Consider the following 14,866-nt stretch of genomic DNA (forward strand, 5'->3'; position numbering starts at 1 on the left):
TTCAGGCGCCCGCAAAAGCCAGCACCTGCCTGAGAATGGTTTTCCAATCATAGTTCCGCCGCGCGAATTCCCTTTCCTGTTCGGAAAGGGACGGGTCATCCCGGCAGCGGAGCGCAAACTCTACCGTTCGGCCGATGTCGACCGCAGAGGAGTCGTTCGGCAGACGAAGCGCAAACGGAGGATTTCCGTCCAGCGCGTCGTCCTCATAGGCATAAAGAAAAGGCAGCCCCGCCGCACAGTATTCCCTCGCCTTCAGCGAAGAGCATCGGGTCAGGCCGCGGCGGTAACATCCAAGCGACGACACGCCGAGGTCGGCCGACGCGTACACGCGCAGCAGTTCCTCGCCGCGCAGAAAGCCCCTGCACTCCACATCCTCCTCAAGCCCCCTGCTTCTCACATCTTCCAGAAAAGCGGGCATTTCCTTGCGGTCCCCGCCGACCAGTACAAAACGGACGCGGGGGTCTTCCTGCTTTTTCCGTTCCCGGTAGACCCGCATCCCCTCCAGAACACGGTCGTACGCCTGCCACCAGAGCGTTCCGGCAACCCCGACGAGGACGACTTCTCCGCTGTCCCCTTTGTGCCGGACAAAAGAGAACTCGTCCACGTTCACTCCATTGGTGATGTTGACGGCCGGTAGCCCGAAAAAGCGATCCGAGCGGTCGCCGATCAAAACCGCCGCGTCGGCGCATTCGCGAAGGCGGCAGCCCGCCAATCGGTCCTGCGCGGCCGTACAAAGAACTTTCAGCAGCGTGACCGCCTGCCTCTGAATCGGCCGGACTCCCTTCACACTGCGCAGATAGTCCATCAGATAAGGATAGTTCGGGATTTCCACGATCACGCGGCGCGTCCCGTTCTCTTTCAATTTGCGGCAAATGCGGATTACATCAAAGCTGATGCGGTCCAGCCGAAGATAGGCGACGTCAAAGCGATGATCGGTTAAATAGTCCAGCGCCGCCTGGGAAAACCGGTGCATTCTGCGGAATCCTCTCGTTACGGGAACACTGAGGGTTTCACCGCCCTGGAAAAAGATAAAGCATTCGTTTTTCCAAAGCGTATGGGTAACCTCGTATCCGAGCTGTTCAAAGGCCCGAACCTGCCATTCGATTTTTCTCGTCACACCCAAATACAGTTCAGCATCCTCCTGAAAGGTCAGATAGAACAGTTTCATCGGGACAGCACCTCATAAAATTCAGGATAATTTCTCTCGGCGCTGAAGGAACCGCGCCAGATGGAGCGCGAATTCCCGCAGAGCTTTTCATAGTCCTCTTCCTCCATGGCACGGACACGCTCCAGCATACCGAGAAGCTCGGAGGGATCGAAATCCGCCTTCAGCAGGAACCCGTTCTGCCCGTCTTTCACAATTTCCCCGGTTCCACCCACATCGGTCGCAATGACAGGAAAACCGAACGAACAGGCCTCCATAATGGAAACTGGAATTCCTTCGCTGGAGCTGACGTTGACAAATACGGACACTTCCTGCTGTTTATAAAAATCCAGCACGTCCGCGTTTTTCATCGCGCCCGGAAATTCCGCCCGGACGCAGGGAGGCAGGGATTTTGCCAGCTGTTTCAGCTCTCCTTCCATCGGGCCGGAGCCGATATGCGTCCATTTCACCGGAAAATCAGCATTGTGCAGCGCTTCCGCGATTAGAGGAAGGCGCTTGACCGGAACCATGTAGGAGCAGGAGACAAGATGGAACTGCGTCCTGCATCCCCCGCGGCAGCCCTCGTCCGGCGTACCCAGATGCGCCGTGCGCACCTTGCCGGCATACTGCGGGTAACGGCTTTTGAGAATTTCCGCGCCTTCGTTGGAGCAGGGAAAAACGGCCGAAGCGCTTTTCAGCAGATAACTTCTCATCGGAAGATAGCGGTGCGCGCTCCGTTCTTCATGAATGTCAAAACCGTGAGCGCGTGAAACAAGTCTTGCTTTTTTCCCCTTCGAACGGAGATATTCCGCGAGCAAAGCCCCTGCCGCAGCCGCATCGTAAAACCAATAGCTGTACACGGTGACGTCATCGGCGGACAAAATCAATTTTTCCCGAATCAGAGCCCGGAAAATGCTCATCGCGTTCTTCATGAAAAAGAGCGTTTCATGCGCTCTTGCCGCGGACAGCCTTTTGGTGCGTATCAATTCAAAGAGCTCCGCGCGAACACAGGGCATTCGCAGCAGGGACGCATATTCCGCCCTGCCGGCGGCAGCGCGCTTCAGGGGAATCCATTCGACGCCTTGCGGCAGAGAGCGGGTCTTAACGCTATTTTCTTTCAGTCCGCAGGGGCAGACCAGAATTTTATCAAATCCGCTTGCATAGCGAAGCTCATTTTCAAGGAATTCCTCACCGCCGTCAAACGGAAAAGCCGAGGTGAGAAGCAGCAGCAGTTTCACGGATGCTCCTCCCCCAGCCCCTGCACCCGCTTAACCGGGCGCACATGGGTCCCCAGCCGGAAAACAAAAAGCGCGGCCAGATAAACTGCAACGTAAAAGCAAAGATAAGTCAGATTAAAGACGTTTGTCACCCATAGAAACGCAAAGCTGCGGGGAATATAAACAAAATCCCTGAGCGCGAGCAGGCAACAGGCCATTACGATCCATGACCGGGTCAGCATGGAGGCAAAAAACCGAAGAATCAGCCCCACGCCGGCTCCGACGATGATCACGCCCAAAAAGCCGAACGCGACATAGGATTCCGCAACAAAAGAAGTTCCGAAGCCGCCGCCCGACAGATAGCGAAGCGGATCAACCAGATAGGTCAGGGCATGGGCGTAATTGTGCGTGCCGACCACAAAGGCCGTGGTCTGGACCTCGAGAATCGGTGATAATCCGAACAGGGACCTCGTAATCAGATTATTATGGACAAACAGCTCAAACGGATAAAACAGGTACTTCCATGTCATGCCGTGATCAAACAGATCCCAGTTGTTGACCGTTTGGACAACCACGCGGAAGCTGGCTCCCTGGGAATAAAGGAAATTCACCACGGTATCCAGAAAATTCCGGTGAGACAGCAGTCCGTAAGCGCGAATTTCGGCCAGAAGCTGGAGCAGATACATTGCGACGACCGCAAGAATTCCGCCGCCGACCACCGTCCGTTTTTTAAAAATACGCTCTGATTTTTCATTCAGCGAGTCCCGAAGGACGAAATAAATCAGAATCGTAATCGCTTCGCAGACAAAGGTATTTCTTCTTCCGGTAAACAGGGTCGCGAGCAGATAAACGCCGTAAACCGCCATCGGCAGCTTAAGCTGTTTCCGGCTTGGCATCGTGGCGAGAAAAACCGCAAACGACGGAACAAAAAACATGGAAAGCCGGCTGACCGCGGACGGAATGCTTGCGGCGTTCACCTTGGTGAAAGAACCCAGGTATCCGCTTCTGAGGACATTGAGAATGGATTCCATCAGCGTATAGAAAGAAGCCAGGGAGCTGACCAGCAGAACAACCGTACTGATCTGCCTGATGATGGGCAGCAGCGGATTCTGCGACACGGCGGCCCAGCCGTTTTCTCTGACGGATTTCTCCCGTTTGGCAAACATCGGCCCGGCCAGCCGGTAAGCGGTATAGATGCTTAAGAGACAAAGCATAACAACCTGGAGCGCGACAAACAGATTATAAAAGTTTTCCGCCTCCAGATAATAAAGGATTTCAGAATAATGCGCCAGAAAAGACACATAGACGCGTCCAAGCAAAAGAATATTGTATGTTCCGACAAAGACAAGAAAAGGAAAGTCACGCCGAACATTGGGAATCAGATCACAGACAATGGCAAGATTCATTACGATATTTGCGGCAAACATCAGATTCGCGGCGGTCTCATAAAAAAATCCGCCGAATGCCGTCAGAAGATTTGCCGTAAGCATCAGCAGCAGGGTGGTACCGAACAGGATCGTATTCCTGAAGCCGCTTTTTGCCGAAAATCCCGTCATGATACTCCTCCATTTTACGATCTATATGGAAAACATTACTAACCCGATTATACCATTAAATCGAAATATTGCCAGCTTTCGCTGTAAAATTCATTTAGCTCTCATTTTTTCCGCCGCTTCCCGGCTCGGTTCTGCGAAAACGGTTTTATTTTTTACATAAATCACCATACCCGGCTTCGCCCCCTGGGGTTTGGACACATTTCTTACAAGGGTATAGTCCACCGCGACATTGGAGGATTCCCTGCCGCGGCTGAAGGTAGCCGCGAGAAGAGCGGCCTGCGCAATGCCGACGGGGGTCGCCTCCCTCCCCTGAGTAAACAGGACGACATGAGAACCCGGGATATTTTTCGTATGGAACCAAAGATCGTTTTTGCCGGCCTGCCTGAGCGTGAGAAGATCGTTTTGGCTGTTGTTCCTTCCGACCAGAATGCGAAACCCGTCGGAAGATTCGAACTGCATCGGCCCCTGAACGGCGGATTTTCGCTTCGCTCCCCTCTGCACACGGAGATATCCTTCTCCGGCAAGCTCTTCGCGGATCTCGTTCAGATCCCTCTCGTCTGCAGCACGGCTCAACTCTTCAAACACCGTATCCAGATACGCAAGCTCATGCTCCGCCCGCTGAATCTGCACGGTAAGAATTTCCTCCGCCGTGCGCTGTTTGCGATATTCCTTGTAATATTTCTGCGCGTTCTGCGCCGGGGAAAGGATCGGATCCAGCGAAACTGTGATGATCGGCTGCCCTTCCTCGTAAAAATTCTCCAGGAGGGCGGAACTCCATCCCTTTTCCAAACGGTACAGGTTGGCGTTAATCAGATCGCCGACCATCCGCAGGGTATCCCGCTTCGCACACTGCTCCAGCTCCGCCCGCTGTGCGTTGATCTTTCTGCTCAGTCGGTCGGAGGCGTTCGTGAGAACCCTCAAAAGGTCCTGGGAGCGTACTTTCATGCGGGCGATACGGTCGCGTTCCTCGTAAAAATCGTCGAGAAGCGCGGAAAAGCTCTCTTCCTGCCTGACAATCGCCGCGCTGCCATATTGACCGATCCGCAGGAAGGAGAAATCAAGCGGTTTTCCGTCCGACGCACGCGCGATCCACGGAGCGCCGGAAGCGTCCCCGACCGTGCCGGAAACGCGTTCCAGAAAAAAGGCAAGACGGTCCCATTGTTCCGGCGTCATTGCGCGCAGAGTCATTTCTTTGCCGCGCCCCGTGAGAAAAGCAAGTTCTCTGCAAACGACAGGTGACACGCCCTGAAGGTCGGAAAGCAGCGCCTTGGAAAGCTCCATATCCCCGGGAATCGCCCGAAGACGGGCCAAAATCTCATCCCGGCCGACCGACAGCAGGCACAGCTTGTCCTGAGGCGGTGGCAAACGGTACGAGAGGCCGGGCAGCACCAGCCGTCCGGAGGTCATCCCCGCGTCAACCCTCCGCAGCGCATCGACGATGGCGCCGTCGCCGTCGATCAGAATAATATTGCTGTAACGGCCCATAACCTCCATGGCGACGGTAAGCCTGACGGCATCGCCCAGCTCGTTCACCGTGTCAAAGTCCAAAAAAAGAAGACGTTCCAGCTGCGGCTGTCTGATGCCGGCAAGGCGCGCCCCCGAAAGTTTTTTTCTCAGCAGCATGCAGAGCATCGGAGGTTCTTTGGGATTTTCAGGCGCATAGCGGGTAAAGTGAATGCGCGCGCTGTCTGCCCTGGCGGACAGAAGCAGACGAAACGCGCCGTCTCTGGTCCGCAGCATCAGCAAAATCTCTTCCCGATTTGGCTGATAGATTTTATCCACTCTGGCTCCGGCCGCCGTTTCTTCAATTTCGCGCTTCAAATGGTGCAGAAACGCCCCGTCCAGTGCCATTCTTTTCCCTCCGTATCGTTATAGATAATGTGCCGGCCCGTGCATCGCGCCCGACCGGATAAACCTGACATCCCCAAAACGTTCCCCAAGCTTCTGCATCAGGAACGGAATCACCGGATCCTCCGTTTCGAAATGACCGGCCTCAACCATCGTGACGCCAAGGCTCTCCGCGTCCAAAAGAATGTTATGCTTGCATTCTCCCGTGACAAACGCCTGGCATCCGGCCTGAGCCGCGTCGTAAAGATATTCGGCTCCGCCGCCGCCGCATAGCCCGACCGAGGTAATCCGCCTTTTCCCGTCCGTAAAGCGGACGCCCTCGCACCCAAGCGCGTTCTTTACAAACTCGGCGAACTCGCGGGGGCCGTACTCCCGGTCCGTCTCGCCGCAAAGCGCCTCGGCGAGGCCGCACGCCGAGTTCTCGCGCAGCATGCGGACATTTTTCAGTCTGAGGCGTTCGGCCAGGCAGTCGTTGACGCCGCCGGGCGCCATGTCGAGATTCGTGTGGGCGCAGATTGCGGCAATGGAACTGCCGGCCAGCAGGTAAGGCACGGAATTCGTATTCAGCTTTTTCAGCGGATGAAAAATCACCGGATGATGACTGACAATCAGCTGCGCCCCCAACCCGGATGCTTCCAATACGACTTCAGGCGTAATATCCAGGGAAAGGACGGCGGCGGTGACCCCGGTGTTTTCATCCCCGACCAATAATCCGGGGTTGTCGAAGCTCATTGCCGTGCGAAACGGAGCGAAACCATCGATAAACCGATAAATATCGCCTGTAGTTGTCATAGCGCAACCCCTCTTCTCATGAAACCGATTCGGATTTCAGAATTTTATCAATTTCAGCCGCAAGGGACATGAAATGCCTCGCTTCCTGAATGCTTCCGGTTTTAAAAAGCCCATTCGCACGCTTTTCCAAGCGCCGCTTTTGAATCGTCAAATACTTTTTTCCGCTCTCCGTTTCCGCCGTCATTCTGCCGATAGTACAAAAAAGCTCGTTTTCCTGCGGCTGCCGCGGACCGAAAGAAACCTGCATGACAGCGTAAACATGGCCTTCTTCTTCGACGGCCTGCTCCCGCAGCACAGAATATCCTTCGCGGGCAAGGTACGCCCGCAGTTCCTCCGCTTTTGTCATGGGCTGAAGAATCAGGCGGCGGTCCGGTTCCCGCAGCCAGGGGGCCTGCTCCAGAATATGAACCATCATCAGGCCGCCCATCCCCGCGATGACAATATCCTCGGCCTCGCAAGGCTCGATTTGCTCCAAACCGTCCGAAAGACGAGCCGAAACAACACTCGAAACACCGTAGCGTTCGATGTTGGCGCGGGCTCTGCCGAGAGGGCCCGGCCGAAGATCGGCGGCTACGGCGCTGCGGACCAGTCCCTGCTTTGCAAGCCAGACCGGCAGATAGGCGTGGTCGGTTCCCACATCCGCAAGCGCCGTGCCGCGGCGAACCAGAGAAGCGCAGAGCGCGAGCCGGTTTCCCAAGGAAAACAAAGGGCGCTTGCCGCCGGACATGCCGGACGGCCGTCCGGCAGAGCTTCTGTCGGGCGGCCGTTTGCTGTTACTGGCGGGCAGCGAGGTGTTCATTCAGCTTCTGAACCATTTCCTCAACGTCCACGCCGTGAACGACGCAGGCTTCTTCCAGCGATTCGCCGCGAGAAGCCGGACAGCCCAGACAGTGCATTCCCATCTCCATAAAAAAAGGCGCCGTGCTTTCGTCAAGATCCAGAATATCTCCGATTAAAGACTGTTTTGTAATTGATGTCATCATTGTATCCTCCAAGAATAGGTAAAATTCATAAAAAAGGGACACGCTTATTATAATACCCATGCAAAATCTTTGCAATACATTTCTACAGGCGGGCGATGCTCCTATCAACCAATCACCAATTCATGCAACGCCTGTAAAAAATTTTCGTTTATAATTTACAAATCTCCGGCCGTTTTTATTGATATCTGAGAATGATGCTAGTATACTGAATTTGTTAGCGCCTTAGCAAATCTGTCAAAAACGGGAGGGGAACAAATTTGACATCGTATCACTTTTTATTTGATCTGGCTTTGATTCTGCTCAGTACCAAGCTTCTCGGTCTGCTGACAAGAAAAGTCCAGATGCCTCAGGTGGTCGGTGCTCTGCTCGCTGGCCTGATTCTTGGACCGGCCATGCTGAACATCCTGAAGGAAACTGATTTTATTTCAAAAACCGCCGAAATCGGCGTTATCGTCCTGATGTTTACGGCAGGGCTTGAGACCGATTTTCAGGAAATGAAAAAGACGGGAAAAGCGTCTTTTCTGATCGCCATGGTCGGCGTCCTCATTCCACTGGCCGGCGGTTACGCTGTTGCGGCAATGTTCAACAAAACCATGCTGCCGGAAGTCGACGTCAGCCTGTTTCTGCAAAATGTTTTTATCGGGGTCATTCTTACGGCGACCTCCGTGAGCATTACGGTCGAAACGCTGAATGAAATCGGCGCGCTGAACACCCGGTCCGGAAACGCGATTCTCGGGGCCGCGGTGATTGACGACGTGCTCGGCATTGTCTGCCTGACCCTTGTCACCAGCGCCGCGGACCCTTCGGTCAATATCGCGGTCGTCCTGCTGAAAATCGTCGGCTTCTTTTTCTTCGCGGGCGTCGCGGGATACCTATTTTATCTTCTGTTTAAAAAAATGATCAATCGGAGCGACAAGGATCTGCGGCGTTATGTCATCCTCGCTTTCGTTTTCTGTCTTTTGCTTTCTTACTGCGCGGAGCGCTTTTTTGGCGTCGCCGATATTACGGGCGCCTATATTGCGGGCCTGATTCTTTCGAACACCAAGGAGACCGAATACATAACTTCCCGCTTCAACACGGTTTCCTACGCGCTTCTCTCCCCCATGTTCTTCGCCAGCATCGGCATTAACGTCTCCCTGCCGGAAATGACGCCCTCCATTCTGTGGTTTTCCGTTCTGCTGACGGTCGTCGCCGTCTTAACGAAAATCGTCGGCTGCGGGCTTGGGGCCAGGTTATGCAGGTTCACAGGAAGGGAAAGCCTTCAGATCGGCGTAGGCATGATTTCCCGCGGTGAAGTAGCCTTAATTGTAGCAAACAAGGGGTTCGCACTGAAAATGATGTCCCCCGTTTATCTGGGTCCCGTTGTTTTGACGGTGATTCTGACGACGATCCTGACCCCAATTCTTCTGAAAATTGTGTATCGGAACCAGGACCTGACGCACAATTCACCGGAAATGTTCGAAAATAAAGTCGGCAAGCATTATCAGGCTCAGGAAAATTATGATAAAGGATAATCGCTGAAACACCACATAAAAAAACTTCTCTGCCTCACTGGCAGAGAAGTTTTTTATCATTCTATATTTTCCGCAGGATAGTACCAATTGTCCCCTTCCTGCTTTTTCGCAATATACATCGCACGGTCTGCCTTCACAATCAGTTGGTCGACCGAATCCCCGTCCTGAGGGTAAAAACTGACTCCGACGCTCAAACAGATTTCCACCGAAATCCCATTGCAGACAATGGCGTCCCGCTTTGCCTGAAGAATCTTGGACACGACGATTTTATAATTGTCCGGCGCGTTAATCTGCGGAAGCAGGATCAGAAATTCGTCTCCCCCGTAACGGGCCACAACATCGTTTCTGCGCGTCGCCGCGGTCAGGATTCCCGCAACCTGAACCAGAATCTTGTCTCCGGCTTCATGGCCGTAGGTATCGTTAATCTGCTTAAAGTTATCCACATCGATAAACATGAGTCCAAGAACTTCATGATTCCGCTCCGCCGCGCGAAGGAATTTTTCCGCCAGTTCATAAAACAGCGCCCGATTGGCGACCCCCGTCAGCTGATCGTAATAGGCAAGGCTTTGAATGGCCTTTTCCTTCTGTTTCAGCTCCTGATTCAGAAGACGGAGCTGGCTGATGCTTTCCCTGAGCTGACGGATCCGCTCGAAGGAATCCGTCACCTCCGTAAATTCCAGAAGAAGGCGTTTTTGGTCCTCTTCCATAAAACGGGTTACCCTGATATTGTATTTTTCACGGCTGTCGATCAGTTTTTCATGCATGGCGGCGGAAAAAAAAAGGCTATGCCCCTGCTCCAGCGCATCTATCAGGGATATTTGAAAATACGGGCTGTTAAAACCGGGAATGAGTTCCGGCAAGCTGCCGCACTTTCCATCTTCACTGTGTCTTTTTATAAAGCGAAGCATGAAGCGGTTTTGAAATAATATTTTCAGCTTCTCATCGACAATGAGAATTCCAAGATTCAGATGATCCAGCACCTCGTGAGCAACCGTATCCATTAAAGCCCCGCCTCAATTCCGTCAAGCAAACGAAACAGCTCCTGAAAGGATTCCACCATTAAATCAATGATAACCGCACCCTCTATTTCCGTGTCGTCGATCAGGAAAGTAACAAACAGGATCATAAAGGAATGGTTTTTTTCACCGTCTAAATCTTTGTTGAAATCGATCCGGTTATAGACCGCCACCTGTGGGAGGTCATAGTTCAGCTGAATATTGATCAAATTTCCAAGTTCTCCGAGAATACAGTTGAGCAGAATATTCCCGATTTCCCGGATCACGTCAAAATCGACATCGGTAAAAACGGTGTCTTCCGGCGCAAGAGAGCCTTCTCCGGAGCAAAGAGCCACAAATTTCTTTATTTTATCGGCCGGAAACACCAGGTTTGCTTTTCCCGTCAGGCTGTTTGTAAAGGATATCGTCGAAACCATCAGCGCCGCATCGAAAAATCCCGAGAACTGATCGCCGAGCAGTTCGCCGGACTCGGTTTCAGGAATTATGATTTTGGGGATCTGCAGCGCGATCCTTTTTTGGACAATTTCAGACAGCATATCCGCCGCTTTCCCCATGCCGATATTAAACAGCTCGCTTAGAATATCATAACGAAAGCATTCCCGATCCATTTTTATCGTCCCTTATCATCCGGTCGCACAGCAACCGCATTTTTTCATCATTCAGGGGTTTGTTGACAAAAGCCAGAACATTCTGCGCCTCGATTTCCTCCCGAACGCTTTTCTGTACATCCGCGGTGACAACAATAACGCCGGAGCCGCCTTCCTTTTGAACGATGCGAACCAGCTCAGCTCCGCTCAATTTCGGCATTAAAAGGTCGATGAAAATAAAATCCGGTTTCAGACTCCGAAACTTCTCGAGACCTTCCTCCCCGTCGGAAGCAAAACTGATTTCCATAACCTTACCCTGCATAATTTTTTTTAATAAATTAGCGGTTACTTTTTGAGAAAAAACAGAATCATCCACTATGAGGACATGAATCATACGCTTGTTCAGCCTCCAGCAGTTATCGTTACAATAAATAATTAGACAATTTTCTTAATCATAACATGGAGACAAAGCAATGTCAATAAAGCCGTGGAAAGTGACTGCTGCAGCGCGAATTTTAACATTGCCGGAAGCTGTAGCAAAAATAAAAAAAGCAGGGAAAAGAGACAATAGGCCTTTCTCTTTCCCCCGGCAGACTTTAATTATTTACGATTCAAAAAACACTCTGATTCCTTCGTAGGTCATATAGATGTCCAGCTTGGAAACGACTTCAAAGGGAGAATGCATGGACAATACCGGAACTCCGATGTCAACCACGTCAACATTCAGATTGGCGACATACATGGCAACCGTTCCGCCGCCGCCCGCGTCCACCTTTCCAAGTTCACCGATCTGCCAGAGCACCCCGTTTGCCTCAAACAGGCGCCGGATTTCGGAAACAAATTCGGCGGAAGCCTCGCTGGAGCCGCTCTTGCCGCGTCCGCCCGTATACTTGCACATTCCAACCCCTCCGTTCAGGAAACAGGAGTTGGCCGTCTCGTAAACATCCGCATAGTTCGGATCGTACGCAGCCGTCACGTCGGCGGAAAGGCATTTTGAACGGCTGAGAACGTGCCGTCCCTCCAGGCCCTCGGCCTCTGCCAGATCGGCGATAAAATAGCGCATAAACTGGCTGTTCAGGCCCGTGTTTCCGTCGCTGCCGATTTCTTCTTTATCCGCGAGGACGCTCAAAACCGTGTGCTTCGGGGTTTTCATCTGAAGCGCGGCCATCAGAGCCGGGTAAGCGCAGACTCTGTCGTCGTGTCCGTAAGCTCCAATCATGCTGCGGTCAAATCCGATGTCCACGGCGCCGAACGCGGGAACAAGCTCCAGGTCGGCAGATACGAAATCTTCTTCCGTCATGCCGTACTTCTCATTGAGAATTTTCATCAGGTTGAGCTTAACCAGATTTTCGCCTTCCTCCACACGAACCGGACGGCTGCCGGCCAGTATGTTCAGGTTTTCTCCCTCAATCGCCTTGGAAAGTGTTTTCTGCATCTGTTCGGACGCGAGATGGGGCAAAAGATCCGTGACGGTAAACTGAGGGTCGCCCGGTTCTTCGCCGACACGCAGGTCCACATGAGTGCCGTCTTTCAAAACCACCCGTCCGTGCAGAGACAGCGGAACGGCCGTCCACTGGTACTTTTTGATTCCGCCGTAATAATGTGTTTTGAACAGCGCCAGCCCGTCCTTTTCATAGAGCGGATGGGGCTTGAGGTCCAGTCTGGGGGAATCGATATGCGCCGCGGCAATCCTCACGCCGTCGCGGCAGCCTTCTTCTCCGATTATGGCCAGAATTACCGCTCTGTTCCGGTTGTTGTAGTAAACGCGGTCTCCGGGCTGATAGTGCTTTCCCTGTTCATAAGGGACAAATCCGGCCTTTTCCGCCGCCTCAATGGCGAAGCACGCCACTTCCCGCTCCGTTTTTGCCCGCCCGATAAAGCTGCGGTAGCCCTCGCAGAAACGGTCCGCCTGCTCCGCCTTTTCCTCCGGCACCTTAACAAAACCGTTTTTTCTGTCAATCAGAAGCTTTTTGGTCAATTCCTTGATTTCTTCCTTTTTTTCCATGGTCCGACTCTCCTTTATATTTGATAAAGTTTTTTATACTTTTCATAGCTGTTCATGACGGCGTCCGCATAATTTCTTGTTTCCGAATAGGGGATCCGGGTTAAATTTTTCCCGTCCGGCGAGATTTCGGAATTCTTGAGCCAGCCGTCCACCGTTCCGGATCCAGCGTTATAGGCACAAAGGGCGGTGCGAAGCACTCCGTATTTTGTCACCATCATGGACAAATACCGGCACCCGTAGCGGATGTTAACCTCCGGCTGAAGAAGGTCCTGTTCGGTATAATGGTCGTTCTGGCTTTCCTGAAGCCAGTTGAACGTGTCCGGCATTAACTGCATCAGGCCAAGCGCTCCGGATCGCGATTCCGCTTCCGCTTTAAAATTGCTCTCCGATCGAATCACCGCGTAAACAAGCGCGGGCTCCAGCCCGTATTCCCCGGCATACTTTTCGACATAGTCAGAATAACGAAGCGGGTATACCGATTTTTCAAAACGGTTGTACCCGATTCGGAGAACCAAAGCGGCCGCAATCAGCAGGGCCGCCAGCAAAACTGCCGACTTCCAGAGTTTTTTCTTTTTAGAGCGCTTCATTCTCCTCCCCCAGAATTTGTTTCAGCAAGCAAGAGACGCTTGCTTCCAAAATATCATAACCGGTAGAGCCGCTGAAAACATGCCCGGCTCGCTTTTCATAAAATTCATTCGGGTTCTGCGCGCTCATGCGTTCTTTCGCCGCTTCCTCCGACAAACCGTCGCGATTCATAATCCTTTTCAGCCGGGATTCGGCCGGAGCCGTCACCGCGACGCTTGTGTCGCAAAGAGAATCGGCGCCGCTTTCAAACAGAAGGGGAGCGTCAAGAATCACGGCGACGGAGTCGCCGCTCTGCAGCTCCTGAATCCGCCGCACCGTCTCTTTCAGAATAACGGGATGTGTAATTTGATTCAGGCGGCGGGTTTTTGCCGGGTCGGCAAACGCCCGTTTCGCAAGCAGGCGCCGGTCGAGCTGTCCGTCGGCATTCACAAGATCCGCCCCGAACTCCTCTTTCAGCTCCGCCAGACACTCCGCGTTCTGAACGGCTTCCCTCGCCAGCAAGTCCGCGTCGATTACGGCGCAGCCAAGCTTTTGAAAAACCGCCGCCACGGTGGATTTTCCCGCCCCGGTTGGTCCCGTCAGTCCGATGACCGGCTTAATCAAGCTGCAGCACCTCGAATCCCGCCGCCCGCATCAGTCGGTTGTAAACGGCAAGGCCGACTCCGTCGGGAGCCGGGCAGCGCGCGTAAACCGTTTTTGCCCCGAGATCGTCCAGCCGCCGAAGGGCCTCAAAAAGCTCCCTTGCCTGCGTTCCGTTGTCTTTTTCCGCTCCGTAGCATACGGCCGGGACCTTCAGCAGTTTGTCCTCGCCGTCGTAGCAGAGCGCCGCAACGCCCGGTTCCGCGTGAGAATTCACAAATGCAAAATAAGATTTTTCGCCGCCGCTCAAAATCACCACATTCGCCTTCGGGGAATAATGCTTGTATTTCATCCCGGGCGACAGCGGCCTCGCTCCCTTCGGCAGAGGGTTCATGACGGCGGGGTCCACGTCCACCCGGCCCAGCACGGCCCGCAGCTGATCCAGTGTGATTCCGCCGGGTCTGAGCAGCCGCGGCGGGTCGGAAACCAGCGTTACGATTGTGGATTCCACACCGACTCCGCAGGGGCCGCCGTCCAGGACGGCGTCAATTTTTCCGTCCATGTCCCGCATTACATGCTCCGCCGTTGTGGTGCTGGGCAAACCGGACCGGTTTGCAGAGGGCGCGGCGATGGGGACGCCCGCGGCGGTGATCAGAGCCCGCGCAACCGGATGCGAGGGAAAGCGGATTCCAACGGTCGGCAATCCTGTGCTGACCTCGTCCGGAATCAGTTCCGATTTCTGCAATACCATGGTGAGCGGCCCGGGCCAATACGCCCGCGCGAGCTTTTTCGCCGATTCAGGCAGATTTGTAACCAGCCGGTTAATCTGTTCCATGCCCGAGATATGGACGATCAGCGGATTGTCCTGAGGCCGGCCTTTCGCTTCAAAAATTTTTGTTACGGCCTTTCCGTCCAGCGCGTTTGCGGCCAGGCCGTAGACGGTTTCCGTCGGCATGCCGACAAGGCCGCCGTTTCTTATTATATGGGCCGCGGCTTCAATCGATTCGCCTTTCGCCGCGTCAAGGTAAAGTGTTTTCATT

15 protein-coding genes are annotated in these 14,866 nt (G+C 53.5%); 1 reads left to right on the forward strand and 14 read right to left on the reverse strand.

All coding sequences use genetic code 11. From position 1 onward, the window contains the following. Nucleotide 1 precedes the first annotated feature (1 nt). The 7 genes from ACLQ3M_RS12900 to ACLQ3M_RS12930 form a co-directional block, all read right to left on the reverse strand. Complete coding sequence (locus ACLQ3M_RS12900; RefSeq protein WP_411678092.1) at nucleotides 2–1,168, reverse strand: glycosyltransferase; 1,167 nt, start codon at nucleotides 1,166–1,168, stop codon at nucleotides 2–4. Continuing rightward, nucleotides 1,165–2,382 (reverse strand): glycosyltransferase, encoded by a 1,218-nt coding sequence (locus tag ACLQ3M_RS12905; protein ID WP_411678093.1) that lies wholly within the window; start codon nucleotides 2,380–2,382, stop codon nucleotides 1,165–1,167. Before ACLQ3M_RS12905 ends, ACLQ3M_RS12900 begins: the two co-directional genes overlap by 4 nt. Next, nucleotides 2,379–3,917 carry an O-antigen polysaccharide polymerase Wzy family protein gene (locus tag ACLQ3M_RS12910; protein WP_411678094.1) on the reverse strand — a complete coding sequence of 513 codons (1,539 nt, stop codon included), beginning with the start codon at nucleotides 3,915–3,917 and terminating at the stop codon, nucleotides 2,379–2,381. Before ACLQ3M_RS12910 ends, ACLQ3M_RS12905 begins: the two co-directional genes overlap by 4 nt. Nucleotides 3,918–4,007: 90 nt before the next feature. Further along, nucleotides 4,008–5,768, reverse strand: coding sequence for an NFACT family protein (locus tag ACLQ3M_RS12915; RefSeq protein WP_411678095.1), 1,761 nt, complete (start codon nucleotides 5,766–5,768; stop codon nucleotides 4,008–4,010). A gap of 18 nt (nucleotides 5,769–5,786) precedes the next feature. Next, entirely contained in the window at nucleotides 5,787–6,557 is a 771-nt protein-coding gene (locus tag ACLQ3M_RS12920) for a Nif3-like dinuclear metal center hexameric protein (protein WP_411678096.1), read from the reverse strand. Nucleotides 6,558–6,573: 16 nt separating this feature from the next. Then, on the reverse strand, nucleotides 6,574–7,263 hold the full coding sequence (locus ACLQ3M_RS12925; RefSeq protein ID WP_411678097.1) for a class I SAM-dependent methyltransferase: 690 nt from the start codon (nucleotides 7,261–7,263) through the stop codon (nucleotides 6,574–6,576). A 67-nt stretch (nucleotides 7,264–7,330) separates the two neighbouring features. Beyond that, the gene (locus ACLQ3M_RS12930) at nucleotides 7,331–7,537 is read right to left on the reverse strand and encodes a DUF1858 domain-containing protein (RefSeq protein WP_411678141.1); all 207 of its coding nucleotides are present in this window, start codon (nucleotides 7,535–7,537) and stop codon (nucleotides 7,331–7,333) included. Between the two features lie 260 nt (nucleotides 7,538–7,797). Between ACLQ3M_RS12930 and ACLQ3M_RS12935 the strand changes: the two genes are divergently transcribed. Beyond that, a complete protein-coding gene (locus ACLQ3M_RS12935) occupies nucleotides 7,798–9,054 on the forward strand; it encodes a cation:proton antiporter (RefSeq protein WP_411678098.1) in 1,257 nt (418 codons plus the stop codon). 56 nt (nucleotides 9,055–9,110) lie between these two features. Here the strand turns inward: ACLQ3M_RS12935 and ACLQ3M_RS12940 are convergent, their stop codons facing one another. From ACLQ3M_RS12940 to ACLQ3M_RS12970, 7 genes are all read right to left on the reverse strand, one after another. Beyond that, the gene (locus ACLQ3M_RS12940; RefSeq protein ID WP_411678099.1) at nucleotides 9,111–10,055 is read right to left on the reverse strand and encodes a GGDEF domain-containing protein; all 945 of its coding nucleotides are present in this window, start codon (nucleotides 10,053–10,055) and stop codon (nucleotides 9,111–9,113) included. Further along, nucleotides 10,055–10,678, reverse strand: a complete 624-nt coding sequence (locus ACLQ3M_RS12945) for a chemotaxis protein CheC (RefSeq protein WP_411678100.1) — start codon at nucleotides 10,676–10,678, stop codon at nucleotides 10,055–10,057. Before ACLQ3M_RS12945 ends, ACLQ3M_RS12940 begins: the two co-directional genes overlap by 1 nt. Further along, nucleotides 10,653–11,051, reverse strand: a complete 399-nt coding sequence (locus ACLQ3M_RS12950) for a response regulator (protein ID WP_411678101.1) — start codon at nucleotides 11,049–11,051, stop codon at nucleotides 10,653–10,655. The genes ACLQ3M_RS12945 and ACLQ3M_RS12950 overlap by 26 nt, the downstream gene beginning before the upstream one ends. 210 nt (nucleotides 11,052–11,261) lie before the next feature. Beyond that, nucleotides 11,262–12,662 (reverse strand): aminopeptidase, encoded by a 1,401-nt coding sequence (locus ACLQ3M_RS12955; RefSeq protein ID WP_411678102.1) that lies wholly within the window; start codon nucleotides 12,660–12,662, stop codon nucleotides 11,262–11,264. 14 nt (nucleotides 12,663–12,676) lie between these two features. Next, complete coding sequence (locus ACLQ3M_RS12960) at nucleotides 12,677–13,249, reverse strand: lytic transglycosylase domain-containing protein (protein WP_411678103.1); 573 nt, start codon at nucleotides 13,247–13,249, stop codon at nucleotides 12,677–12,679. Continuing rightward, nucleotides 13,236–13,850, reverse strand: a complete 615-nt coding sequence (coaE, locus tag ACLQ3M_RS12965) for a dephospho-CoA kinase (protein WP_411678104.1) — start codon at nucleotides 13,848–13,850, stop codon at nucleotides 13,236–13,238. The genes ACLQ3M_RS12960 and coaE overlap by 14 nt, the downstream gene beginning before the upstream one ends. Next, the gene (locus tag ACLQ3M_RS12970; RefSeq protein WP_411678105.1) at nucleotides 13,843–14,865 is read right to left on the reverse strand and encodes an L-threonylcarbamoyladenylate synthase; all 1,023 of its coding nucleotides are present in this window, start codon (nucleotides 14,863–14,865) and stop codon (nucleotides 13,843–13,845) included. The genes coaE and ACLQ3M_RS12970 overlap by 8 nt, the downstream gene beginning before the upstream one ends. Nucleotide 14,866 lies beyond the last annotated feature (1 nt).

Source organism: Caproicibacter sp., assembly GCF_046707225.1.
GTDB lineage: Bacteria > Bacillota > Clostridia > Oscillospirales > Acutalibacteraceae > Caproicibacter.

Bases quoted from the DNA above. Each gene is read 5' to 3' on its own strand.
- ACLQ3M_RS12900 (WP_411678092.1), bottom strand. From the start codon at position 1,168: ATGAAACTGTTCTATCTGACCTTTCAGGAGGATGCTGAACTGTATTTG.
- ACLQ3M_RS12910 (WP_411678094.1), bottom strand. From the start codon at position 3,917: ATGACGGGATTTTCGGCAAAAAGCGGCTTCAGGAATACGATCCTGTTC.
- ACLQ3M_RS12915 (WP_411678095.1), bottom strand. From the start codon at position 5,768: ATGGCACTGGACGGGGCGTTTCTGCACCATTTGAAGCGCGAAATTGAA.
- ACLQ3M_RS12920 (WP_411678096.1), bottom strand. From the start codon at position 6,557: ATGACAACTACAGGCGATATTTATCGGTTTATCGATGGTTTCGCTCCG.
- ACLQ3M_RS12930 (WP_411678141.1), bottom strand. From the start codon at position 7,537: ATGACATCAATTACAAAACAGTCTTTAATCGGAGATATTCTGGATCTT.
- ACLQ3M_RS12940 (WP_411678099.1), bottom strand. From the start codon at position 10,055: ATGGATACGGTTGCTCACGAGGTGCTGGATCATCTGAATCTTGGAATT.
- ACLQ3M_RS12945 (WP_411678100.1), bottom strand. From the start codon at position 10,678: ATGGATCGGGAATGCTTTCGTTATGATATTCTAAGCGAGCTGTTTAAT.
- ACLQ3M_RS12950 (WP_411678101.1), bottom strand. From the start codon at position 11,051: ATGATTCATGTCCTCATAGTGGATGATTCTGTTTTTTCTCAAAAAGTA.
- ACLQ3M_RS12955 (WP_411678102.1), bottom strand. From the start codon at position 12,662: ATGGAAAAAAAGGAAGAAATCAAGGAATTGACCAAAAAGCTTCTGATT.
- ACLQ3M_RS12960 (WP_411678103.1), bottom strand. From the start codon at position 13,249: ATGAAGCGCTCTAAAAAGAAAAAACTCTGGAAGTCGGCAGTTTTGCTG.
- ACLQ3M_RS12970 (WP_411678105.1), bottom strand. From the start codon at position 14,865: ATGAAAACACTTTACCTTGACGCGGCGAAAGGCGAATCGATTGAAGCC.